This is a genomic window from Streptomyces ochraceiscleroticus, assembly GCF_000720485.1.
GTDB lineage: Bacteria > Actinomycetota > Actinomycetes > Streptomycetales > Streptomycetaceae > Streptomyces > Streptomyces ochraceiscleroticus.
The window spans coordinates 348,882-372,881 of record NZ_JOAX01000004.1; the positions used below are offsets into that span (position 1 = coordinate 348,882).

At 71.2% G+C, this 24,000-nt stretch carries 20 protein-coding genes; 11 read left to right on the forward strand and 9 right to left on the reverse strand.

The annotated features are described in order from the left end of the window. Nucleotides 1-13: 13 nt before the first annotated feature. Nucleotides 14-1,348 (reverse strand): MFS transporter, encoded by a 1,335-nt coding sequence (locus IG84_RS0107395; RefSeq protein WP_211266427.1) that lies wholly within the window; start codon nt 1,346-1,348, stop codon nt 14-16. A 318-nt stretch (nt 1,349-1,666) separates the two neighbouring features. Here IG84_RS0107395 and IG84_RS0107400 point away from each other — a divergent pair, with 318 nt between their 5' ends. The 3 genes from IG84_RS0107400 (at nt 1,667) to IG84_RS0107410 (ending at nt 5,919) form a co-directional block, all read left to right on the forward strand. Continuing rightward, a complete protein-coding gene (locus tag IG84_RS0107400) occupies nt 1,667-3,220 on the forward strand; it encodes an acetolactate synthase large subunit (RefSeq protein ID WP_031052804.1) in 1,554 nt (517 codons plus the stop codon). 75 nt (nt 3,221-3,295) lie between these two features. Beyond that, a complete protein-coding gene (locus IG84_RS0107405; RefSeq protein ID WP_031052805.1) occupies nt 3,296-3,937 on the forward strand; it encodes a DUF7019 family protein in 642 nt (213 codons plus the stop codon). Beyond that, nucleotides 3,937-5,919: a HEAT repeat domain-containing protein gene (locus IG84_RS0107410; RefSeq protein WP_051861480.1), complete on the forward strand. Its 1,983-nt coding sequence runs from the start codon at nt 3,937-3,939 to the stop codon at nt 5,917-5,919. The genes IG84_RS0107405 and IG84_RS0107410 overlap by 1 nt, the downstream gene beginning before the upstream one ends. On the opposite strand, the gene IG84_RS0107415 is transcribed toward IG84_RS0107410, so the two are convergent. Continuing rightward, complete coding sequence (locus IG84_RS0107415) at nt 5,905-6,564, reverse strand: TetR/AcrR family transcriptional regulator (protein WP_078648663.1); 660 nt, start codon at nt 6,562-6,564, stop codon at nt 5,905-5,907. The genes IG84_RS0107410 and IG84_RS0107415 overlap by 15 nt on opposite strands. A 218-nt stretch (nt 6,565-6,782) precedes the next feature. On the opposite strand from IG84_RS0107415, the gene IG84_RS0107420 reads away from it, so the two are divergent. From IG84_RS0107420 to IG84_RS0107440, 5 genes are all read left to right on the forward strand, one after another. Then, entirely contained in the window at nt 6,783-7,547 is a 765-nt protein-coding gene (locus tag IG84_RS0107420; RefSeq protein ID WP_031052812.1) for an SDR family NAD(P)-dependent oxidoreductase, read from the forward strand. 72 nt (nt 7,548-7,619) lie between these two features. After that, nucleotides 7,620-9,407, forward strand: a complete 1,788-nt coding sequence (locus IG84_RS0107425) for a flavin-containing monooxygenase (protein WP_245659252.1) — start codon at nt 7,620-7,622, stop codon at nt 9,405-9,407. A 59-nt stretch (nt 9,408-9,466) separates the two neighbouring features. Beyond that, on the forward strand, nt 9,467-11,101 hold the full coding sequence (locus tag IG84_RS0107430) for a hypothetical protein (RefSeq protein WP_031052817.1): 1,635 nt from the start codon (nt 9,467-9,469) through the stop codon (nt 11,099-11,101). Continuing rightward, a complete protein-coding gene (locus IG84_RS0107435) occupies nt 11,098-12,321 on the forward strand; it encodes a cytochrome P450 (RefSeq protein ID WP_031052820.1) in 1,224 nt (407 codons plus the stop codon). The genes IG84_RS0107430 and IG84_RS0107435 overlap by 4 nt, the downstream gene beginning before the upstream one ends. A gap of 42 nt (nt 12,322-12,363) precedes the next feature. Further along, nucleotides 12,364-12,573 carry a ferredoxin gene (locus tag IG84_RS0107440; RefSeq protein ID WP_031052821.1) on the forward strand — a complete coding sequence of 70 codons (210 nt, stop codon included), beginning with the start codon at nt 12,364-12,366 and terminating at the stop codon, nt 12,571-12,573. 16 nt (nt 12,574-12,589) lie between these two features. On the opposite strand, the gene IG84_RS0107445 is transcribed toward IG84_RS0107440, so the two are convergent. The 3 genes from IG84_RS0107445 to IG84_RS0107455 all read right to left on the reverse strand — a co-directional run bounded on the left by IG84_RS0107445 (nt 12,590) and on the right by IG84_RS0107455 (nt 15,393). After that, nucleotides 12,590-13,585, reverse strand: coding sequence for an alpha/beta fold hydrolase (locus IG84_RS0107445; RefSeq protein ID WP_031052823.1), 996 nt, complete (start codon nt 13,583-13,585; stop codon nt 12,590-12,592). An 82-nt stretch (nt 13,586-13,667) separates the two neighbouring features. After that, entirely contained in the window at nt 13,668-13,958 is a 291-nt protein-coding gene (locus tag IG84_RS41080; RefSeq protein ID WP_157848840.1) for a hypothetical protein, read from the reverse strand. A gap of 259 nt (nt 13,959-14,217) precedes the next feature. Continuing rightward, nucleotides 14,218-15,393 (reverse strand): hypothetical protein, encoded by a 1,176-nt coding sequence (locus tag IG84_RS0107455; protein WP_031052828.1) that lies wholly within the window; start codon nt 15,391-15,393, stop codon nt 14,218-14,220. A gap of 300 nt (nt 15,394-15,693) precedes the next feature. On the opposite strand from IG84_RS0107455, the gene IG84_RS0107460 reads away from it, so the two are divergent. Continuing rightward, on the forward strand, nt 15,694-16,599 hold the full coding sequence (locus IG84_RS0107460; protein ID WP_107053824.1) for a glycoside hydrolase family 16 protein: 906 nt from the start codon (nt 15,694-15,696) through the stop codon (nt 16,597-16,599). A gap of 9 nt (nt 16,600-16,608) precedes the next feature. After that, entirely contained in the window at nt 16,609-16,977 is a 369-nt protein-coding gene (locus IG84_RS0107465) for a VOC family protein (RefSeq protein WP_031052835.1), read from the forward strand. A gap of 27 nt (nt 16,978-17,004) precedes the next feature. On the opposite strand, the gene IG84_RS0107470 is transcribed toward IG84_RS0107465, so the two are convergent. The 3 genes from IG84_RS0107470 to IG84_RS0107480 all read right to left on the reverse strand — a co-directional run bounded on the left by IG84_RS0107470 (nt 17,005) and on the right by IG84_RS0107480 (nt 20,769). Further along, nucleotides 17,005-19,089 (reverse strand): MFS transporter, encoded by a 2,085-nt coding sequence (locus IG84_RS0107470; RefSeq protein WP_465270442.1) that lies wholly within the window; start codon nt 19,087-19,089, stop codon nt 17,005-17,007. Between the two features lie 286 nt (nt 19,090-19,375). Continuing rightward, on the reverse strand, nt 19,376-19,831 hold the full coding sequence (locus IG84_RS0107475; protein ID WP_051861483.1) for an ATP-binding protein: 456 nt from the start codon (nt 19,829-19,831) through the stop codon (nt 19,376-19,378). Then, nucleotides 19,828-20,769: an MEDS domain-containing protein gene (locus tag IG84_RS0107480; protein ID WP_031052843.1), complete on the reverse strand. Its 942-nt coding sequence runs from the start codon at nt 20,767-20,769 to the stop codon at nt 19,828-19,830. Before IG84_RS0107480 ends, IG84_RS0107475 begins: the two co-directional genes overlap by 4 nt. Before the next feature lie 282 nt (nt 20,770-21,051). Here IG84_RS0107480 and IG84_RS37755 point away from each other — a divergent pair, with 282 nt between their 5' ends. After that, nucleotides 21,052-21,525: an ATP-binding protein gene (locus IG84_RS37755; RefSeq protein WP_051861484.1), complete on the forward strand. Its 474-nt coding sequence runs from the start codon at nt 21,052-21,054 to the stop codon at nt 21,523-21,525. On the opposite strand, the gene IG84_RS0107490 is transcribed toward IG84_RS37755, so the two are convergent. Continuing rightward, nucleotides 21,522-23,999, reverse strand: coding sequence for a beta-glucosidase H (locus tag IG84_RS0107490; RefSeq protein ID WP_031052847.1), 2,478 nt, complete (start codon nt 23,997-23,999; stop codon nt 21,522-21,524). The two genes, IG84_RS37755 and IG84_RS0107490, sit on opposite strands and share 4 nt — an antisense overlap. Between the last annotated feature and the right edge of the window lies 1 nt (nt 24,000).

Below are 24,000 nucleotides of genomic sequence, written 5' to 3' on the forward strand. Positions count from 1 at the left end.
CCTTCCCGATCGTTCAGCGGAGGCCCTTCGGGTCCGGGGTCCGGGCCGTTCCTCGCAGCCGGGCCGCGTCCCGTTCGGGGTTGACGCCGAGGAGCGCCGCGAATCCGCCGACGAGCACCATGGCCCCGAAGATCTGGAAGGCCCGTCCGTAGCCGACGGCGGGGTTGGCGGCCTGGTCGACGATCCAGCCGGTGAGGTACGGGCCGTAGACGCCGCCGAGGGACATCAGCGCCATGAAGATGCCGAGGGTACTGGCGAGTTGGCGCGGCGGAACGATCTCCGCCAGGCCGGCGTTGAACAGCGGGAAGATGCTGGCGCCGAAGGCGTAGCCGATGGAGACGACGGCCACCGCCGCGGCCGGCGTGCCGATGCTCGGCAGCAGCGCCATCGTGGCGCCGCACACCAGTAAGGCCACCGAGGGGACGACGCCCCGCAGGACGCGCGAGGTGGCGCCGCGCCCGATCAGTCGGTCGCCGGTCCAGGAGAGCCCGAACATGACCACGATCGACGCGATGCTCGGAAAGCCGAACATGGTGCCGGCCTGCACGCGGCTGTAGCCCAGGCCCATTTCGAAGTACGAAGGCAGCCAGGTCAGCACCACGGTCACCAGGGCGTACATCGACATCACCGCGAGCGCGGCTCCGAGGAACGTGGGCGACAGGAGCACCTTGGACCACGGGACGGCGGGCTCGTCGGCGGCTCCGTTCGTCCCGGCGGCCTTGTCCTCACCGTACGGGCCGGGCGTCCAGGTCGGGAGCCAGATCACCAGCCAGACCAGGCCCGCGGCCGCGAGGACCACGAAGGCGGTGCGCCAACCGTAGGCGGCGACCACGACGGCCAGCGCCGGGGCGACCGCGATCTTCGCGATCGAGGCGCACGCCGTGATGCACGCCGAGGGGAGGCCGCGCTTCTCGCGCGGGTGCCAGGAGTAGAGCGCCGTGTGGATGATCGGGCCCGACGGTCCTTCCAGGAAGCCGAGCAGCATCCGGCTCAGCAGCAGGACGGTGAAGGTCGCGGAGACGACCAGCGGGAGCATGGCGAACGACCAGCCGACCGCGAGGAGCGCGAGCGACCACTTCAGGGCCGTCCAGCGGTTGAGCAGGCCCGCGATCAGGTTGCCGACGGTGAAGGTCAGGAAGAAGGAGCTGCCGATCAGACCGATCTGCGAGGAGTTGAGATGCAACTCCTCGGCGAGTGGCTGGGCCACCAGGCCGAACACGGCCTTGTCGGCCCAGTTGACGATGTACAGCAGCATCAGCAGGCCGGTGAAACCCCAGGCTTTGGCCCGGGATTCACCGGCGGACGGGGCGGGGGCGGCGCGGGTACCGGGCACTTCGGTTGTCGGCACGGGTGTCTCCTTCGGAGAAGGGCACGCGGTACGCCTCGTTCGGCGGGGTCCGCGGCATCGGCACAGCGGGTTTCGGCGCGGCAACCGTCCCAGGGACGTGGCGACGGTCCGGACGAGAGGAGACCAGACGAACGATCGCTAAGGTAATCGGCGACACGGGGCCTGTCCACGTCCCGGACACGATGCGTCGAGTCGGGCGAGTTGGTGGGGTTACCGGCTTCGATGCGCAACGGTCAACGATCGAGACCCCTCGACACCTAATTAACGACCGCTTAGTATCCGAGGCCGAGCCGCCTGGACACGAGAGAAAGGCCGACCATGAACGGCGCGCAGTCGCTGATCCGCACTCTCGTCCGTGCCGGTGTGGAGGTGTGCTTCGCCAACCCCGGTACCTCGGAAATGCACTTCGTCGCCGCGCTCGACGCCGTACGCGAGATGCGCGGAGTGCTCGGCCTGTTCGAAGGTGTGGTCACCGGAGCCGCCGACGGCTACGCGCGGATCGCCGGCAAGCCGGCGGCCACCCTGCTGCATCTGGGCCCCGGCCTCGGCAACGGCCTGGCCAATCTCCACAACGGCCGCCGCGCCCACACCCCGATCGTGAACGTGGTGGGTGATCACGCGACGTACCACAAGAAGTACGACGCGCCGCTGGAGTCGGACATCGAGCCGGTGGCCGGGTCGGTGAGCGGCTGGGTGCGGCAGTCCGACCGGGTCGCCGACGTCGGAGCCGACGCGGCGGCGACGGTGGCGGCGTCGATGGAACCGCCGGGGCAGGTCGCGACGCTCATCCTCCCCGCCGACGCCTCGTGGGGCGAGGGCGGCGAGGTGGCCGAACCACTTCCCGTACGTACTCCCGCGGCTCCCGACCCGCAGACGGTGTCGGTCATCGCCGACGTGCTGCGCAGCGGCGAACCCGTCGCGCTGCTGATCGGCGGCCGGGCGTGCCGGGCGGCCGGGCTCCGCGCGACGAGCAGGATCGCGAACGCCACGGGCGCGCGGGCGTTCGTGGAGACTTTTCCGGCGCGGCTGGAGCGGGGCGCAGGCCTGCCCGCCATCGAGCGGCTCGGTTACTTCGCCGAGCAGGCCGCCAAGCAACTGGACGGCGTCAGGCATCTGATCGTTGCCGGGACCGGCTCCCCCGTGTCGTTCTTCGCCTACCCTGACCGGCCGAGCGACCTGGTACCCGAGGGAGCCCGCGTGCACACCCTCGCCGGCCGGGGCGAGGACGTGGTCGCCGCGCTGGAGGCACTCGCCGAAGAGGTGGCCGCCGACACCGCACCGACGGTGGCGGAACCCGCCCCGCCGGCACTGCCGAGCGGCCCTCTCACCCGGAAGAACTGGGCCGCTGTCGTCGGCGCGCTGCTCCCGGAGGGCGCGATCATCGCCGATGAGGCGAACACCTCGGGAGCGTCCCTGCCGCAGGCCACGGCCGGCGCACCCCGGCACGACGTACTGACCCTGACCGGCGGTGCGATCGGCCAGGGCATGCCGGTCGCCACCGGAGCGGCCATCGCGGCACCGGACCGCCCGGTGCTCAGCCTGGAGGCCGACGGCAGCGCGATGTACACCATCTCCGCGCTGTGGACGCAGGCACGTGAGAACCTCGACGTCACGACGGTGATCCTCAACAACAACGCCTACGCCGTACTGCGCCTGGAAATGCAACGGGTCGGGGCCGATCTGTCGGGGCCCGCCGCGAAAACACTCCTCGACCTCTCCTCCCCCGCGCTGGACTTCGTCCAGCTCGCCGAAGGCATGGGCGTCCCGGCCTCCCGGGCGACCACCTGCGAAGAGCTCGCCGACCAACTCCGCCGCGCCCTGGCGGAACCGGGACCGCATCTGATCGAGGCGATGGTCCCGGCTGCGCTGTAGCCCCGCCGACCCTGCACTCGGGCTACTTTGTTTCCGACCACGGTGCGGACGGACGGGCGGGAGGCTGGACACAGGGTGCGCTACTACCTCTACTTGTCCGACGCGAAGCTGGACATGCTCTTCGAGCAGATTCCGCAGAAGCTTCTCCCCCGGCTGGTGACGGAGGCCAAGGTCGATCTCAAGGTCGTCAGCTTTTCGGTACAGCGGGCGCAGAGCGAGATGTCGCGCTACGACCGGCTGGAGGTCGTCGAGGCGTTTCTGGAGCGTGAGTACGACGTCGGCTGGATGACGGAGCCGGCGTTCTGGTTCCGTGGCGAGTCGGGGCTGCGGGTCTCGGGAGCCGACGGCGCCGGGGGTCCGGTGCTCATGACGGGCACGGACAGCGAACCGGTGGTGGTACTGATCGGGTCGGCGCATCACGTGATGGGCGGTGAGCAACCGTCGCCCGAGCTGGGCCGGGTGGGGCACTCGTGGCTGCCATCGCTCCACAGGCTGCTGCAGAACGCCCGGCCCGGCAACACCGGTTCGCTGGATGACCGGGGAACCCTGCGCGACTCCCTGGCCTTCGCCCAGCAGGCGACCGGGCCTGCCATGTGGTGCGAATTCCTGGCCCGGCAGCTCATGCGGGGCACGGTCACCCAGGAGGGGCGGACCAGAGAAGTAGTGATCGGCACGCCGCTGTATGTGGCGATGTGCGACGAGATCCGGGGGCCCTGATGCGTGAGCCGCGGAAGACGGGGGTCGCCCGGCTGCGGCTGGCGGGCGATGCCGAGGGCCTGGCCCGGATCGCGGAGCACGGAGATGACCTCTCGGCGGCGCAGGCGACCGCGCTGCTCGCCGACATCGGCGGTCAGTACGCCAGGGACGTACTGCTGCGCTGTGTGGAGCGGCATGACGCGCGCCTGCGCGTCGAGGAGTACGACGACAAGCGGCTCGCGCCGCTGCTGGAGGCCGTGCGGGGGCTGGGGCGACTGGGGGAACAGCGTGCGGTTCCGCTGCTGTGCCGGCTGCTGGACGGCGGGACGAAGGAACTCCGGTATCTGTCCTACCGCCTCGAAGTCGCCGTGCTCCAGGCGCTGGTGGACCTCGGGGCTCCAGAAGGCACGAAGTTGCTTCTGGACCGGCTGGCCCGGGAACCGGAATCGACGCACGTCCGTTTGATGAGTGAGGTCAAGGACCCGGAGGCGGTCATGCCGCTGCTGGCCGTGCTCTGGAATGTGCTGCCCGGCTACGCCGTCGAGGCGGTACAGGCACTCGGGTCCTTCCGCGATGCCCGCACGGCGCCGGCTCTGCTCTATCTCGCCGACTCCACGACACCCTCGCCACGACTCCGCAGAGCGGCGCTCCGAGCTCTCACGGAGCTGCCCGGCGCGCCGTGGGCCACCTCGCGGCGGTATCGGGACGTTTCGCACAAGCTGCGGACCCTCCTGCACGACAGCGACGGGGAAACGGCCCTGCTGGCCGCCGCGTTGCTGACCCGGACCGAGGACGGCCGGCAGACCCTGGCCGCCGTCCTCCGCTACCCGCACGGCGGTCACGGTAGGTCGGTGCGGCAGTCCTACCCGTCCGAGACCGCCTGCATCGCAGTCTGCAACGTCGTACGCGACAACCCCGGCGTCTTCCGCGAGGCCGGTCTCACCCGGGAGTTGACCCGGCTGCTCGCCGGGACCGCGCCGCGTACCGTGCGCCGGGCCGCGGCCGCGGCTCTGGGGGCGTTGGGCGGCAAGGCGGCGGTCAATTTCCTGGTGAGCGGGCTGGCGGACGAGCGGATCGCCGATGCCGTGGCCGAGGCGATCGCCCGCCTTCCGGAGCTACCCACACAACGGCTGCTGGCGCTGCTCGCCGAGGCCGGCGACAGCGATCCTGCCGAGCGCAGGGGTGCGGCCGTAACGCTGGGGATCATGCGGTGCGCGGATGCCGCTCCGCAGCTCCTGGCCGCGCTGGATCCGGCGGGCCGGACATCGCTGCGGGCCGCGGCCGTGGATGCGTTGGGGACGCTGCGGCACGGGCCTGCGGCCGAGCCATTGGGGTCACTCGCCAGGGACGAGTCGGAGCCCCGCAGCCTCCAGGCCCGTGCCGTGCGGGCGTTGGGCCTGATCGCCGCGCCGGAATCACTGCCGGTCCTGCTGGCGGCCACCCACTCCCCCTCCGAGGCGGTGCGCATGCGGGCAGCGGAGGCGCTCGGCCACTTTCCCGTGGGCGAGGCGGTCACCCGGCTCGGCGCCATGGCCGGGGAAGAGAGTACGGACATTGCACGGGCCGCGATCGAGTCCCTGGGCCGGGTCGGTCACCCGGCCATTGCCACACTGTCGGCGCTGGTGGGGCGCGCGGGCGAATGGCCGATGCCCATGCAGCGGGCGCTGGCCACCGCCCTCGCCGGATGCCCGGGCTCCGAAGCGATCACTGCCCTCGGGCGCCTGGCCGACCAGCCCTTCGCCGAGGACATCCGATACATCGCGGCCAGGGCTCTGGGCGACCGGCGGGACCGGGAGTGCGTGGCGCCACTGATCCGGTACCTGGACACCATCCAGTACTACGGGAAAGGCATCGCGCTGCACGGACTGGCACAGATCCCAACGGAGGAGGCCGTCGAACGCGTCATCGCGCACTTCGAGGACCAACTCCCGAGCACGCACAGCGATTACCGCGAGGCGGCCCGTGCGGCGCTCACCGTCATCGCGGCGTCAGATGTCCAGTGACTCCGTAGCCTGCAGCACCGCCCGGCGGAAGGCTTCGTCACCGGCCGCCTGGTCCGCTTCGGCCGACCGCCGGGCCCATTCCTCCGCGGCCACGCGCAGCGCGCCGTTGAGCATCACGGCCTTCAGCCGCGGCACCAGGCCGTCGGGATCGGCGCCGGTGCGGGCGGCGATGACCTCCGTGAAGACGCGCTCGGCGTCGTGGTGGACCCTGAGCCAGACGGCACGCAGCCCCGGCTCGTCGGGCAGCAGACGGATCAGCCGCAACAGCGCCGAGGAGACGTCCGCCCGCTCCGCGGCCGAGGGTACGCCCGCCTGAAGTCCCTCCCGCAGCGGGCGGCCGGCGGGCAGTTCGCGCAGCCGCCGGGCCGCGCTCTCCAGCCCCGCGGACAGCAAGGGGCGTACGCACTCCTCCTTGGACGGGAAGTACCGCCACAGGGTGCGGGGCGAGATACCGGCCGCGCGGGCAATGTCCTCGCCCGACGTCGCCGCCACACCGTGCTCGGCGAACAGCCGTACCGCCTCATGGGCGATCGCCAGCCGCGTCTCGGCCTTGCGCCGCTCGGTCAGCGGCGGCCGGCCGGACGGGCGGGACCCGTCCGCCCGCTCCGCGTCCCGCGATCCAGGCTGCTCCACCGTGATGTCCATTCCGCCGTCCAAAGCCGCTCATCAGTGGCTCCACCCTAACCAGCGCCCCGGACACCGGACGGAGCCCGCAGGGCGACCCACTGCCGACCACTTTTCGCCCCTCAGTGCCATCATGACAGTGAGTGCCAAAAACTGTTACGGTCGAGAGACGCGGAACGCGGTACGCATTCCGCGTCCATGGCGTACGCACGTGTCGTACGGAGAGAGGGGAGCGCCGCGTGAGCAGCACCGGCCTTCAAGGGCGCAGCGTCGTCGTCACCGGAGCGGGCTCGGGGATCGGCAGGGCCGCGGCTCTGGCCTTCGCCCGCGAGGGAGCGCGGGTGCTGGTGGCGGATCTGGACCGGGAGGGCGCCGAGGGTGTCGTCGCGGCGATCGCCGCCGAAGGGGGCACGGCTCGCGCGGTCGTCGGGGATCTCGGCGAACAGCAGGTGGTGGACCGGGTCGTGGAGACGGCGGTGGCGGAATTCGGCGGCCTGCACGTCCTGGTGAACAACGCCGGCATCATGGACCGGTTCTCGGCCGCCGCGGACACCGACGACGCCGAGTGGGAGCGCGTCCTGCGGGTCAACCTGACGGCGCCCTTCCTGCTGACCCGCGCCGCGCTGCCGCACATGCTGGCGGCCGGGCGCGGAGCGATCGTCTTCACCGCCTCCGAGGCCGCGCTGCGCGGCAGTGCTGCCGGTACCGCCTACACCGCTTCCAAGCACGGGGTCGTGGGCCTGGTGAAGTCCCTGGCGGTGATGTACCGGGCCAAGGGCATCCGTGCCAACGCCATAGCGCCCGGCGGCACGGCCACCTCCATCCGGGTCGACGCCCGGGCGGACACGCACGGTCCGGCGGTCCTCGGCGGCCACGCGGGGAACATGGGCCGGATCGCGGCCGCCGAGGAGCAGGCCGCCGCCATCGTCTTCCTGGCCTCGGACGCCGCCGTCAACGTCAACGGCGCGGTGCTGCCGGTCGACGACGGCTGGTCCGCCGTCTGACGACCCTGCTCTCAGGAACGCCACCCCACCCCCCGGAAAGGTCAGAGAGTGTCGCCAACGGACAAGTCCTCGGTGTATGACCCCGAAACGCTGGATTTTGACCCGGACGCCCTGCGTGCGCGGTACCGCGCCGAGCGCGACCGCCGGATCCGCCCCGACGGCAGCAAGCAGTACCAGCGCACCACCGGCGACTTCAGCTACTACGTCGACGACCCGTACGTGGCACCGGGTTTCACCCGGGAGCCGCTGAACGACCGGGTGGAGGCCCTGGTCATCGGTGGCGGGTTCGGCGGACTGCTCGCGGCCGCGCGGCTGCGCCAGGCCGGCCTGACGGACATCCGTATCACGGACAAGGCCGGGGACTTCGGCGGCACTTGGTACTGGAACCGCTACCCGGGCATCCACTGCGACATCGAGTCCTACGTCTACCTGCCACTGCTCGAAGAGCTCGGCTACATACCGCGCTGGAAGTACGCGCCGGGCGAGGAGATCCGGCAGCACGCGCGGGCGATCGGGCACCACTTCGACCTCTACCGTGACGCCTGTTTCCAGACCGAGGTCACGGACCTGCGGTGGGACGAGGACGCCCTCGAATGGGTGGCGCGCACCGACCGCGGTGATCTGATGAGGGCACGCTATGTGGTGGTCTCCAGCGGCCCGTTCAGCCGGCCGAAGCTGCCCGGCATCCCGGGCATCGAGAGCTTCCGGGGGCACACCTTCCACACCAGCCGCTGGGACTACGGCTACACGGGCGGCGACGCGAACGGGAACCTCCGGGGGCTCGCGGACAAGCGTGTCGGCCTGATCGGCACCGGCGCGACCGCCATCCAGTGCGTCCCGCACCTGGGGCACGATGCCCAGCACCTCTACGTCTTCCAGCGCACGCCGTCCTCGGTGGACGTGCGCGGCAACCGGCCCACGGACCCCGAGTGGGCGAAGTCCCTGGCCCCTGGCTGGCACCGGCGGCGCCGGGACAACTTCCTCGCGCATGTCACCGGTGGCGGGGCGGAGGAGGACCTGGTCCACGACGGCTGGACCACCAGCGCCCGGCTGCTGCAGAGCCTGCTGCCCGGCAAGGCCGACGCCGAGCTGTCGCCCGAGGACCGGTGGGCGATGGCGGAGCTGGCCGACTTCCGGAAGATGAACGAGATCCGGGCCCGGGTGGACGGGATCGTCGAGGACCCGGCCACGGCCGAGGCGCTCAAGCCGTGGTACCGCTACATGTGCAAGCGCCCCACGTTCAGCGATACGTATCTCCAGACCTTCAACCGGCCCAATGTGACGCTCGTCGACACCGAGGGCCGCGGCGTCGAGCGCATCACCGAGAACGCGGTCGTGGTCGGCGGCACCGCGTACGAGGTCGACTGCCTCGTCTTCGCCACCGGCTTCGACATCGGCGTCGCACCGGCCGAACGGCTCGGGCTCCCGGTACGCGGCCGTGGCGGTGTCACCCTGGCCGACGCGTGGCAGGACGGGCCGCAGACCCTCCACGGGTTCTACAGCCCCGGCTTCCCCAATTTCTTCCAGCTCGGGTCGGTGCAGAACGCCGTCTCGGTCAATTACGTCCACGTCCTCGACGAGCAGGCCACGCACATCGCCGAGGTCGTCGCCGAGGCACGCAAGCGGCAGGCGCGTTACGTCGAACCGAGTGCCGATGCGGTGGCCGCCTGGGGCGCCACCCTCCGCGGGACGGCACCCGACGCCGGCCGGTTCCTGGCCGAGTGCACCCCCAGCTACTACAACAACGAGGGCAAGCCCAGCGGGCGCAGCGAGTCGTACGGCGGCGGGCCGGTCGAGTTCTACGCACTGCTGCGGCGCTGGCGTGCCGAGACCGGCATGAGCGACGTCATCGTCGAGTGACGCCGTCCGGGCGACGAGAGGCCACCGTTCCGAAGGCACGCGAAAACCAAGGAGTGTGGATGCGACCCAGCCGGTACGACGAAACCGGCCGTCTGCGGCCCGGCAGCAGCGACCGCCGACAGGTGTCGAGGCTGAATCCGCCCAACCGGCTGTGGGGTTCGAACGGCGTCTCCTTCGGGCCGGACGGCCGGCTGTACGTGGCGCAGTTCCTCGCGGGGCAGATCAGCGCCGTGGAGCCGGCGTCCGGGGACGTGGAGGTGGTGGTACCTCTCGACGGCCCGGTGGAGGCCCCCGACGACCTGGCCTTCGGTGCCGACGGTTCGATGTACATCGCGGACCTGACGCCGGGCAGGGTGTGGCGCCGCAGCCCCGAAGGCGCGTACTCCCTGGTCACCGACGCAGTGACGGTACCCAACGGCATCACCTGCGTCGGCGACCGGCTCTTCGTCAACGAGATGCGGACCAACGGCCGGCTGCTGGAACTGTTCCCGGACGGGGGCGAGCCGGTGGTGCTGACCGACGGGCTGGCGTTGGGCAACGCGATGCAGCTCGGCCCGGACGGCCTGTTGTACTACCCGCACATGATCGGCAATCAGGTCTGGCGGATCTCCCCCGACGGCGGAGTGCCGGAACTGGTCGCGGAGGAGGTGGACGACCCGGTCGCGGTCCGCTTCGACCTCGGCGGTGTCCTGGTGGTCCTCTCCCGCGGCCCGGCCGGCATCGTCACCCGCATCGACCTGGCCACCGGGGCGCGGACGGTCACCGCCAGCGGCCTGGCGGGCCTGGACAACGCGGCGTTCGACGCGGAGAACCGGATGTTCGTCTCCAGTTACGCGGGCGGCGGCATCACCGAGATGCACACCGACGGCCGTACTCGCGCGCTCGTCCCCCGCGGGTTCAACGGCCCGTTCGGCGTGACGGCCGGACACGGGGGCACGGTGTACGCGGCCGACCACTTCCGCCTGGCCCGCCTCGGCGACCGCGACGGCGCGCGGGAGAGCGACGGCGCGCGGGAGAGCGACGCGCTGACCGTCGACCTGCTGCACTTCGCCCGTGGTCTCGCCGCGGACGGTGCCGTCCTCCACGTCACCACCGGGCTGGGCGAGGTCCGCACCTGGGATCCGGCGGGGAAGACCTCCCGGGTACGGGCGGCCGGCCTGGACGACCCGACCGGCATCACCGTCACGCCGGACGGCTGCCTCGTGGTGGCCGAGACCGGTGCCGGGCGCGTCCTGCGGATCGACGCGGCGGACACCGTCACCGTCCTCGCCGACGGGCTCGGCCATCCCGTGGACGTGGCCCTCGACGCCGAACAGCGGTGTTACGTCAGCGACGACCGGCTCGGCGCCGTCCTGCGTCTGGGCGAGGACGGCGAGACGGTCACCGTCGCGGACGGCCTCGGCGCACCCCAGGGCCTGGTCGTCGTGGGCGACGAACTCTTCACGGTCGAAACCGCCCACCGGCGACTCAGCTCGGTCTCCCTCACCACCGGAGCCGTCACCACGGAGGCCGACGGCCTCCCGGTCGGCCTGCCGCCCGGCATCACCCGCACCGAACCGGCCCCGGTACCCGGCATCCCCCACCGCCCCCGCCACTTCGCCGGCCTCGCCCTCGCTCCCGACGGCGCCCTCCTCCTCTCGGCCAACGGCGAGGGCACGGTACTGCGCCTGTCCCCCCACGAAAGGACGTCATGACCGGAACACCGTCCCCGGCCGATCTTCAGGCGGCCGAGATACCCGAATTCCCGATGCCGCGCGCGGCCCAGTGCCCGTTCGATCCCCCGCCCGCGCTGCGGGAGAAGCAGCAGGAGGGCCCGCTCACCCGAGTACGCCTGTGGGACGGCAGCGCGCACTGGCTGGTGACCCGGTACGCCGAACAGCGGGCGCTGCTGGCCGACCCCCGGGTCAGCGCCGACATCACCCGACCGGGATACCCGAGCCCGGCCGCCAGTCGGAGCAACACCATCGGCTTCATCCTCATGGACGACCCCGAACACGCCCGGCAGCGCCGGATGGTGACCGCGCCCTTCACGATCAAGCGGGTGGAGGCGCTGCGGCCGGCAGTGCAGAAGATCGTGGACGACCTCATCGACGAGCTGCTCGCCGGGCCCAAGCCGGTCGATCTGGTCGAGGCGTTCGCCCTGCCGGTGCCGTCCCTGGTCATCTGCGCGCTGCTCGGTGTCCCCTACGCCGACCACGCGTTCTTCCAGGAGAACAGCAAGACGATCATCAACCGCGACGCCACGGTCGAGCAGCGCACCGCGGCGCACGGCCGGCTGTCCGCGTACCTGGACGGCCTGGTGGCCGAGAAGCTGGCCCGCCCGGCGGACGACCTGCTCTCCCGGCTCGCCGAGCGCGTCGGCGCGGGCGAGCTGACCCGGCTCGAAGCGGCCCGGATGGGGGTACTGCTGCTGATCGCCGGACACGAGACGACCGCGAACATGATCGCGCTCGGCACGCTCGCGCTGCTCGAACACCCCGGCCAGCTCGCCGCACTGCGCGAGAGCGACGATCCGAAGCTCGTCGCCGGAACGGTCGAGGAACTGCTGCGCTACCTGCACATCACCCACGGCGGACGCCGCCGGGTGGCCACGGAGGACATCGAGATCGCCGGACAGGTCGTCCGGGCCGGTGACGGCCTCATCCTGGCGAACGACATCGGCAACCGCGACCCGGCGGCCTTCCCCGACCCCGACCACCTCGACATCCACCGCGACGCCCGCCACCACGTGGCCTTCGGCTTCGGCGTGCACCAGTGCCTGGGCCAGTCCCTGGCCCGGATGGAGCTGCAGGTCGTCTACGGCACGCTCTACCGGCGCATCCCCACACTGCGCCTCGCGGCCGCCCTGGACGACATCCCGTTCAAACACGACGGCTCGGTGTACGGCGTGTACGAGCTTCCCGTCACGTGGTGATCCCAGCTATCCAATACCAGTCACCCGGAGGAATCCGATCCCATGAACGTGCGCCTCGACCAGGACAAGTGCGTCGCATCCGGCCAGTGCGTCCTGGCGGCACCCGACGTATTCGACCAGCGCGACGAGGACGGCATTGCCGTGCTTCTCACCTCCGCGCCCTCCACCGAGGACGCGGAGGGCGTGCGGCACGCGGCAACGGTCTGCCCCGCCCTCGCCATTCACCTCACGGAAGCCACGGCAGAGGACTGAGGTCAGCCGCGGAAGGTCAGTCCGCCTTCGGCAGGTGGGCGAGGAAGTCCAGTAGCGCCGCGTTGACCTCTTCGGGGCGTTCCTGCTGGGTCCAGTGGCCGCAGCCGGGGAGCGTCACACTGCGGTGGAGCTTCGGTGCGATCGTATCGAGGGAGTCGATGACCCGGTCGATGCCGTGCAGCGAGGTGACCATGTCGCGGTCGCCGACGACGTACAGCGCCGGGACGTCGATGCCGCGGCCGCGGAAGACCCTCAGAAGTTCGTTGTTGCGCTCGATGTTGCGGTACCAGTTGAGGGGGCCGGTGAACGCCCGGTCGCCGTGGCGGGCGTAGTCGTCGGCGAAGGCGTCGATGTCGTCGGCGGTGAGCCAGCCGGGCAGCTCCGGGTCCGGTCCGGCGCCGAGCAGCGAGGCGCCTTCGGGCACGATCCAGGGACGCGGCCGGGTGTTGGCCGGGTTGTCGCCCGAACCGTTGAACAGCATGCGGCGGAAGGTCGAGGCGAGGTCACGCGCCAACTCGGCGTCGGCGACGCCCGGTTCCTGGAAGTACACCTGGTAGTAGCGGTCACCGTACTGCTGCCGGGTGACCGACGGCGGGGCCATGCCGGCGGGCAGTACCGGCGGGACGCTGAGCCCGGCGACGGCCCGCACGACGTCCGGGCGGAGCATGGCCGTCGTCCAGGCGACCGGCGCACCCCAGTCGTGGCCGACGACCACGGCCTGCTCCTCGCCGAGCGCGTGGATCAGGCCGATCACATCGCCGGTGAGGTGCAGCAGGCTGTACGCGTCGGCATCGGCGGGCTGCTCACTGCGGGCGTATCCCCGCTGGTCGGGCGCCACCACCCGGTACCCGGCCGCGGCCAGCGGCGCGAACTGGTGCCGCCAGGAGTACCAGCTCTCCGGAAACCCGTGCAGCAGCACGACGAGGGGGCCTTCGCCCTGCTCGGCGATGTGCAGTGTGACTCCATTGACCTCAACGGAGCTGTGCTTGATCCCGGCGTGCTCGGCAGCCATGGGTTCTCCTGACGTTGCGTCTGGACAGTACTCACGTCATCCGGGTCGATCCCGGATGACGTGAGTAAAGCATCCGTCCAGGTCAGGAACTCGTCGGGGTTCCCTGCCCGACAGGCAGCCGACGCGCCTCCCTACAGCGCTCCAGGTGATCGATGAGGTCATCGGCCGGCCCCAGGTCGGTACTGCGGTCCGTGATCACGGTATGGCCGTCATGCACCAGCCGGTACTCGAAGCGGTCGCGGGAGCCCCCGTCGACACTGCGGGCGGGAAGGCCGGCGAAGTCGACGGCGTCCAGTAGCGAGCCGAGCTTCTCGCGCTCGGCTCCCGACAGATCACGACCCGCATGACTGCCCGTGCGGTCGATGATGAGCACCGACCCTCCGGGGCCCACCTCGATGCCATGCTGCACCCCCGCGATGCCACCACTGACGTGGAGACTCACCTCTTGGGAAGCCGCCCCGGACCCACTCTCGGACGCGACGGACTCCCCACACCCGACCAACAACAGCCCGCCCACGAGAAGGGCGAGAAACCGTCCCATACGCGTTGCCATGCTTCCGCTCCCTGGCTCAGGCTGCCGTCACTTTACTGATGAGACGGCCTTACCGGTGAGACCCGCGCCGCGAGCCGGATCAGGCGGCGTGCCAGCGGTTACGGCCGTCGGAGCCGGGGCCGCACACCATGGGCGTGCCCGCCGTGGTGACACCGGTCGCACCGGCCGGGGCGCAGAAGGAGCCGGGGTGGGCGGTGGGCCCACCGCCGCCGGTACTGCCGCCGGTCGAAGACGACCCGCCAGTGCTGGATCCACCGGTACTGCTCGATCCACCGGTAGTGCTGGACCCACCGGTACTGCTGGACCCACCGGTAGCGCTGGATGAGCCTCCCGACGAGCTGCTGTCGCTGCCGCCGCCCCCGCTGGTCGTGTTGCGGTCGTCGGTCGAGTCACGGTAGTTCGGACGGCCGTCGTGGTCCTTGTCGCCGAGGTACGAGCCGTCCGTGGAACAGCCGGCCTTCGGGTGGGTCAGTTCGAGCGTGACGTCGGCGGTGATGTCCTCGCCTTCCGCGGGGTCCTGCGTGCACACCCGCCAGGAGTCGTACGCGCCGTCCGGCAGGTCGTCGTTGACGTAGTGCGCCTCCGCCTTGATCGCGTCCTCGTCGACTCCGATGCCCGTCAGGGTCACCACGGCGACCTGCCACGTCTTGCCACGCAGCTCGGGCATCGTGGGCCAGGGGATCTCTGCGCCGTCCTTCTTGGGGCAGGTCTCACCCTCCTTGACCGCGGCGAAGTCGATCAGCCGGCGGCTGTCGTCGTGGTCGGCCTGCTGGAAGCACACGAGCCAACCCGACCGCGCGACGATCGCCCGGTTTTCGGCGGAGGCGTCGTGGTGGCCGACGGTGTAGCCGGCACCACGGGCCTTGCCCTCGGCCTCGTCGAGTTGTTCACCGATGTAGTCCGGCGCTTTCCGCTCCGGCTTCTTGCTCGGGGACGCCTTTGGGCTCGCCGTGCGCGACTCGGTCGCGACCTGCTGCGGTTTGTCCTTCCCCGTGTCGTCGAGCTGCCCGCCCAGGCCCGCGCCGATCGCCAGCAGGATGAACGCCCCGAAGCTGGCGCCCAGCCTGGCGAACCAGCGCCACGGCGGCAGGACCCACAGCAGCACGATGGCGACGATCAGCGCGAGGAATCCGAGGGGGAAATGTAAGGCGCCGATGAGGGCGACCAGAACGATCATGCCCAGCGCGGCGGGAGTGGTCTTCCACCACGGCCGTGCCGGGGGCGTTGGCCGGGTCGGAGGACTGTACGGGTTCACGTGGTGACTTTCCTTGTCTGGCAGCAAAGCCTGGGGCCCACGCTCACCGTGTGGGAGGGCGGGCTTCTTCCACCGATGAGTAGAAGTAACCCGATATTACCGGCTCTTACGGAATCGGCGGAAGTATGGAAGTCATCAGAAGAAGGTGGTTTCTGACACCACGGCATTCACGCAGCTCGCCAGTCGCCTGCCTTTTCGAGAGCGCTCTCACGCACTTATTGACAGGGACGCGTCAGCAGCGCTTCACTTCACCGCGAAGGCAGGTCCGGACCAATCGAGGCGGGTTATATGTCCCTTCGCATGTCCTCCAACGTGTCGTCACGGGAGCGCCGGCGCACCCTCCGCGGCATCGCCCTGGCCACCGCGGCCGTCACCGCCGCACTGAGCTGGGCTCCCGGTTCCGCCGCCGCGGCGCCCCCACCCGATGCACCCACCGCGGCGATACGCGCCGTGACCTTCGAGGACACCTTCGACGGGCCCGCCGGGTCAGCGGTCGACGGCGGTAAGTGGCAGACCGAGACCGGTGACAACGTCAACAACCACGAGCGGCAGTACTACACGGCGGGCAATGCCAACGCCGCGCTGAACGGCCAGGGCCAACTGGTCATCACCGCGCGCCGCGAGAACCCGGGCAACTACCAGTGCTGGTACGGGCGTTGTGAGTACACCTCGGCGCGGCTGAATACCGCAGGCCGCTTCACCTCGACCTACGGCCACGTCGAGGCGCGGATGAAGGTGCCGCGCGGCCAGGGGATGTGGCCGGCGTTCTGGATGCTCGGCGACGACATCGGCCAGGTCGGCTGGCCCAACAGCGGCGAGATCGACATCATGGAGAACGTCGGCTTCGAGCCGGGCACGGTGCACGGCACGCTCCACGGCCCCGGTTACTCGGGCAGCGGCGGCATCGGCGCGGCGTACTCCCTCCCGAACGGGCAGGCATTCGCCGACGACTTCCACACCTTCGCCATCGACTGGGCGCCGGACTCCATCACCTGGTCCGTGGACGGAACCGTCTACCAGCGCCGCACGCCCGCCGATCTCGGCGGCAAGACCTGGGTGTTCAACAAGCCCTTCTTCCTCATCCTCAACCTGGCCGTCGGCGGCTACTGGCCCGGCGACCCCGACGGCTCGACGTCCTTCCCGCAACAACTCGTCGTCGACCACGTCCGCGTCACGACCTCCGACACGGCCGGGAGCGCGTTCTAAGGTACGCACATGGATCTCACGGCGATCACACTCGATTGCTCCGACCCCTTGGCGCTGGCCGCGTTCTACCAGCAGGCAACCGGGCTCGAGTGGCACGAAAAATCCCACCGCGAGTTCGCGGGGCTCCGCGGCGGGGACGGGCTCCTCATCGGTTTCCAGCGGGTCGCCGGCTACCGGGCTCCGCGCTGGCCCGACCAGGCCGTACCGCAGCAGATCCACCTCGACTTCGCGGTCGACGACCTCGACGAGGCCGAGGCCCGGCTGCTGGAGCTCGGCGCGGTCAAGCCGGAGTACCAGCCGGGCGGCGACAGATGGCGGGTCCTCGCCGACCCGGCCGGGCATCCCTTCTGCCTGACCAGACGGAACAAAGGGGCTTGAGGCTGAGCGGCCCGTCGGGTCAAGCGCTCACTCGTGGCCGAGTTCCACGTCGTGGCTGAGCACTCCCTGGCCGGTCACCGTCAGGGCGGCGGCGGCCGGTGGGTAGCCGCCGGCTATCAGTGTGTACTCGCCGGGGTTCAGGTCCTTGAAGGCGTAGTTGCCGTCGTTGCCGGTGGTCGCGGTGCCCGCGACATTGCCTGCCGCGTCGACCAGTGTGACCCGTGCACCGGCCAGCGGGCCGTGGTCCGCGCCGGTCCTGATCGTGCCCTGGACGTGCGTGCCGGCGGGCTGGGCGGCGGCGCCGGAGAGTTGGACGTCGTGGCCGAGCGGCCCGTCGCCGACGATCACGGTGGACGCCTGCGGCCGGTGCCCGTCTGCGGCGGCGATCAGTACGTAGCTGCCGGCGGCGGGTACCGCCAGGTCGTATCCCCCGTCCGGCCGCACCGGCATGCGCCCCAACTGCCGCCCCTGCGGGGAGATCAGGGTGACGATGGCGGTATTGGCCGCGACGCCGTCGGCGTACCGCACGAAGCCGTGAACCCGGCTTCCCCCAGGCTGGACGTCTTCCTGAACAGGGTCCTGAACGCGTTCCCGGCCATCCGTGCCCGCCGCCTCCTGCAACGCGTTCGCCGTCTTCAGCGGTATCTCCCTGATGCACAGGGCCAGCAGGAATGCCATGAAGGCGAACGGGGCGGCGTAGAGGAAGACATCGGCGATGCCGTGCCCGTAGCTGCTTTCGACGATTCCGCGGATCGCGGGAGGGAGCTTCGTCAGGTCGGGGATGTTGCCCCCGCCGTGCGCGTGCGGCATCGGGATGCCGAGCGAGGTGAAGCCGTCCTTCATGTACTGGCTGATCCGCGTGCTGAGCGCGGCGCCGAGTGCGGAGACGCCGATGGCGCCGCCCAGGGTGCGGAAGAACGTGACGAGCGAGCTGGCCGCGCCCAGGTCCTTCGGGGCGACCTGGTTCTGTACCGCGAGTACCAGGTTCTGCTGCATCAGGCCGATGCCGATGCCGAGTACGGTCATGTAGACGACGACCTGCCAGTACGGGGTGTCGTACCGCATCAGGCCCAGCGTCGCCGCGCCGCCGGTCAGGAAGAGCCCGCCGCCGACGAGGAATATCTTCCAGCGCCCGGTGCGGGTGATGATCCGGCCCGAGCCCATCGAGGCGACGAGCAGCCCCGCCACCATCGGGATGGTCGAGACGCCCGACATGGTCGGGGTCTTGCCGCGGGAGAGCTGGAAGTACTGGCTGAGGAAGACGGTGCCCGCGAACATTGCGACGCCGACGAAGACACTGGCGAGGGAGGTGAGTGTGATGGTCGCGTTGCGGAACAGCCGCAGCGGGATGATCGGTTCGCTCGCGCGGGTCTCGACGAAGAGGAAGAGCAGGCCCAGGACGGCGGCTCCTGGCACCATCAGATACGTCTGCCAGGACAGCCAGTCGTACGTGTCGCCGGCCAGCGTGACCCACACCATCAGCAGGCAGACCGCGGCGGTGACGAAGAAGGCGCCCAGCCAGTCGGCCTTCACCTGACGCTTGACCACCGGCAGATGAATGGTCTTCTGGAGCACGACCATCGCCATCACGGCGAACGGCACCACCGCGTAGAAGCACCAACGCCAGCCGAGCCAGTCGGTGTCGGTGATGACACCGCCGATCAGCGGGCCGGACACGGTACCGACGGCATACGTCGCGCCGAGGTAGCCGCTGTACCGGCCGCGCTCACGCGGCGACACCATGGCCGCCATGATCACCTGTGACAGCGCGGACAGTCCGCCCGCGCCGATGCCCTGCACCACGCGGCAGGCGATCAGCATCCCGGCGTTCTGCGAGAAGCCGGCGACGATCGAGGCGACGATGTAGAGCAGCAGCGCGAACTGGACCAGGAGCTTCTTGCTCACAAGGTCCGACATCTTGCCCCAGAGCGGGGTGGTCGCCGTGACCGAGAGCAGTGCCGCCGTGACGACCCAGGTGTACGCGCTCTGCCCGCCGCCGACGTCGGCGAGGATGGTCGGCAGCGCCGAGGAGACGATGGTGGAGGACAGCACCGCGACGAACATTCCGAGCATGAGCCCGGAGAGCGCCTCCATGATCTGCCGGTGGGACATGGGGGCGGCGTGCGCGCCCTGTCCCCCGTGCCGGGATCCGCCGGACCGCGCCTCTGCGGATGCTGTTGTTGTCGTCATGGCCTTCCTCTTGCCGCCCCCAGCACTAGTTGGAGAGCGCAACCATAATTCACTTGGTTGCTGCATTCAACTGAGCGGGAAGGTGCTGCCGAGGAAGGGATCAGCGCCCCTGTCCGTACCGCCCTCGGGCGATCCGCGTGCCGAGCAGGCCGAACAGTGCGTCGGCGACAAGGGCCAGGGCCGCTACCCAGAGGGGGACGGACTTCGGTTACGCGGAACCCGGTGCGGGGACAGCCGTGCGCAGGGAAGCGGCCAGCACGACGGTGGTGCCGCGGTCCCCGGGACCGGGGTGCACCTCGATGCGGTCGGTGAGCGCCTCGGCGATCCGCAGACCGTGACCGCGCCCGGTCGCCGCCTCCTGCCCGGCGTCCGGTGTGCGCGGCTCCGGGGCGAGCGATTCCGGGGCGGGGACCACCGCGGAGGGGCCGGGGCCCGCGTCGGCGACCTCGCACCGCACCTCGCCGTCCGCCGAGCCCACGCTCAGCCGCCCCGCGCCCCCGCCGTGCAGGACCGCGTTGGCCATGGCCTCCAGCACCGCCTGCGCGAGGGCGTCGCGCACCGGTCCGGGCAGTCCGGCGCGGTGCAGCGTCGCGGCGAGTGTGATCCGCGCCAGGGGCAGGTCGGGGCCTGTGAAGTCCAGTTCCAGCAGCCGGTCCGCGCTCACGCCACGTCCTCCGCTTCCGCCGTGTCTCCCGTGTCCTGCGTATCCTGCGGGTCCGCCACGTGGAGCTCCAGTTGCGGTACGTCGGCGGAGCCGAGGCCGCGCAGGGCCGTCGCCGGCATCGGGCCGCACCGGACGACGGCCGTGTCCTTCCGTGGCAGCCCGGCGACGAGGTCGAGCAGTTGCCAGGCGCAGTGCGCCTCCATGTACACCAGGTCGGTCAGGTCCAGCTCGTACCGGGAGGAGCCGCGGCCCGGCCGGGGGCCCAGCGCCTCGCGCAGCGCCCTGGTGAACTCCTCGCGCGAGCCCAGCTCCGCCGAGCCGGCGATCCGCCGGCCGCCGCCCGGGGCCCGGGTCACCTCCAGCCCGCCCAGGCACTCCATGACCTGGAGCGGATGGACCGTGCGCGTCGCGGCCACCAGGGGGTCGCCGCACTGTTGCCGGTCGTAACAGCAGAGCGCGGTGAGGTACCCGTCGGCGAACAGCTCCGCCAGGGACGCCTCGTAGTCGATCACCTCGTCGTCGGCCACCCCGGCGCGCGGTGCCCAGCCCATGTCACCGGCGCCGCGCAGCCGTGGATAGCCGGCCTCCCGGGCCCGCTCGGCCTCGGCGGCGAAGTCCCGGACCTGTCGCTCCTTGGAGAAGCGGCCGTCCGGGAGGTAGGCGGATGTGTTGCGGTCGAGCACGAACTGCCCGCTCTTCAGCGCCGCTTCCATATGCCCGGTGCCGCCGTCCAGGCACGCCACGGCATCCTCGTCGTTCAGGTCGCTCGGGTCGAGCAGGAGCATTACCTTCTCGCCGCGGGCCAGTCCGGTCCGGGTGAAGGCGGTCAGCACCTGCCAACGACTCGCTCTGTCGGTGACGTCCATGCACGAGTGGTCGCCCGGTTGCAGCCGCTCCACGGGAATGATCCGGCCGGTCGTGCCGTGGTGTTGGGTCATCGGGCAGCCTCCCCTGTCGTCGGCGTGGTGCGTGCCGGCCGGAACATCCTTCGCACTGCTCGCTCCGGACATTAGAGAGGCGGCGCCTGCGACACTCTTCGAAGCCCGCTGAATTCCCTCTTTTGGCTATGGCCTTGACCGCTGCTGCACCGCTTGTGATCGGAGTCGATTGCCGATTACCTACAGCGGGGCACGTCTCGCGACACGTATGCGCACGGGAAGGCATACCCGTGCGTACGGGGGGCCGGTCGGTGCACAGTAGGGCCGACCGGAAGGACACCGATGCTCATGCACGTCTGCGCACCCGCCGAACTCGGTCCGCCCACCGCCTATCTCAGTGCCACGATCGCCGACGATGCCGAGGAGCTGGCCCAAACCCGGCGGGCCGTCCGCGGCTGGCTGGCCGCGAGCGGGCTCGACGAGGCGGCCGACAGCGCCGTACTCCTGATGAACGAACTGGCCACGAACGTGCAGCAGCACGCTCCCGGGCCGGCGAGACTGCGGCTGTTCCTGCGTCCCGGACTGTTGCGCTGCGAAGTCCTGGACAGCCACCGGGCGCTGCCCGTGCTAGTGAGTGCGGACACCGACGCGGAGGGGGGCCGCGGTCTGCGCCTCGTGGACGCGCTGGCCCTGTGCTGGGGCAGCGTCCCCGCGGGCCGCGGCAAGGCAGTCTGGTTCGAGCTGCCCGTGCCGCGTGCCACGCGGGAAGCGCCCACGCGGGAAGCGCCCACGCGGGCCCACGCAGTGACCGGCTAGCGGCCGTCCTCGGCCGGTACCTGGGCCCGCAGCCGTACATCGTTCAGCGAGCGGCCGATCTCGGCGGTGTACGTGCCGGGGACCAGCCGCCAGGCGTACGCCTGCTCGTCCCAGATCTCGGCGGCGCGGCGGGGGACGGCGACGCGTACCTCGGCCGTGCCGCCGGGGGCCGCCGCGACGGTGGCGAAGCCCGCGAGGCGGCGGGCCGGGCGGTCGGCGGTGTCGGCGTCCGGGGTGGCGAGGTAGACCTGGACCACCTCGCGGCCGGGGCGCTGGCCGGTGTTGCGCACGCGCACGGTGAGCGTGCCGAGTTCGTCCCCGTCCGCGGCGGGCGTGTACGTGGCCGTCTCGTACTCCCAGTCGGTGTAGCCGAGACCGTGCCCGAAGCAGTACGCGGGCTCGGTGCCGGTCTGCTGCCAGGCGCGGTAGCCGATGAACACTCCCTCCTCATAAGGGAGTTCACCCTCTTCGGGGGTGACGCGGGTGACGGGCGCTTCGGCCAGCAGGGCGGGCCAGGTGGTGGGCAGCCGCCCGCCCGGCTCCTCGGCGCCGAGGAGGACGTCGGCGAGGGCCGCGCCGGCCTCCTGGCCGGGGAACCAACTGAGCAGCACCGCGGCCACGTCGTTGCGCCACGGCATTTCCACCGGAGAACCGGAGTTGACGATCACGACGGTACGGGGGTTGACCGCGGCGACCCGCCGGACCAGCTCGTCCTGGCGGCCGGGAAGGCCGAGGTCCGTACGGTCGAAGCCTTCGCTCTCCACCCGCTCGGTGGTGGCGACCACGACGACCGCGGTGCCGGCCGTGCGCGCGGCGGCCACGGCTTCCTCGATGAGCTCCTCGGCGTCGCGCCGGGGCTCGCGGTGGACGAGGGCGAAGCCGACGGCCTGGATCGGCGCGCCCGACATGTCGGGGACGGTGTGGAGGAGGGCGACCTCGACCGGCTGTCCCGCGGTGAGTTCCACCTGGCCGCGCTCCACGGGCGCGCCGAAGAACGCCTCGAACGGGTCGTCGTGGTCGGGGACCTCGACGCCGTCGTGGAGCACACGGTCCCCGACGGTGAGCCGGAAGCCGCCGATGCCCTTGGTGCCGAAGCAGTGCGCGCCGCTCTCGCGCGGGGTGAAGGTGCCGGTGATCTCGACGGTGTGCAGCTCCTCGTGGGTGACGCCGGCGGGCAGGTCGTCGCCGTGCCACTGGACCGCGCCGCTGGGCAGCGGGGTCTCCCCCAGTACCCGCCCGTCCCGGTCCCGGCAGACGGCCCGCAGCGTGAATCCCTGCCCCGCGGCGGCGAGTTCGTCACTCGGGTCGGCGCCGACGCAGTACGTGAGGTCCCCCTCGGGGAGTGCGGCGCGCAGGCCGTCGAGCGGGGAGACGATGTGGTCGGGGAAGACCTGGGCGGAGCCGCCGCCGAGGACGCGGGCGTCGCGGGCCGCGGCGCCGATGAGGGCGACGGTGCCGGCCGGCGCGGGTCCGAGGGGCAGGATGCCGTTCTCGTTGCGTACGAGGACGACGGCGCGGCGGGCGATCTCGCGGGCCAGGGCCGCGCCGTCGACCGTGGCCGGGAGGTCGGCGGGGGCGACGGCGGGCGGCGCGGCGTCGAGGGCGCCGACGCGGGCGGCGAGCCGCAGGACGTTGCGTACCGCGTCGTCGACGAGGGCTTCCTCGACCTCACCCGCGCGTACGGCGGCTGCCAGCGCCGGGCCGTACACAGTGTTCGGGCCGGGCATGGCCACGTCGAGTCCGCCTTCGATCGCGCCCTTGGTGGAGCGGGCGGCCATCCAGTCGGAGACGATGAAGCCGTCGAAGCCCCACTCGCCGCGCAGCACCTCGTTCTGGAGGTAGCGGTGCTCGGTCATGGTGGCGCCGTTGACGGAGTTGTAGGCGGCCATGATGCCCCAGGGGTGGGCGTTCTTGACGATCGTCTCGAACGGCGCGAGGTACAGCTCGCGCAGCGGCCGCGGGGCGACGGTGTTGTTGACGGTGAAGCGCTCGGTCTCGGCGTCGTTGGCGACGAAGTGCTTCACGGTGGTGCCGACGCCGCCCTCCTGCACTCCGGTGACGTATCCGGCGCCGATCGCGCCGGTGAGGTGCGGGTCCTCCGAGTAGCACTCGAAGTGGCGACCGCCGAGCGGGGAGCGGTGCAGGTTGACGGTCGGGGCAAGGAGGACGTGTACGCCCTTGCGGCGGGCCTCCTGGGCGAGCAAGTGACCGGCGCGGCGGGCCAGTTCGGGGTCCCAGGTCGCGGCGAGCGCGGTGGGGCTGGGCAGGGCGACGGAGGGGTCGTCCACGGTCCAGCGCACGCCGCGGACGCCGATGGGGCCGTCGGACATGACCAGGGACCGCAGGCCGATCTCCGGGAGCGCGGGCAGCGCCCACATGTTGCGGCCGGCCAGCAGTCGGGTCTTGGCGTCGAGGTCCAGCTTGCCGAGCGCGTCCTCGATGGTCGCGTCGTACGTGTGGTACGGGGGCGTCATG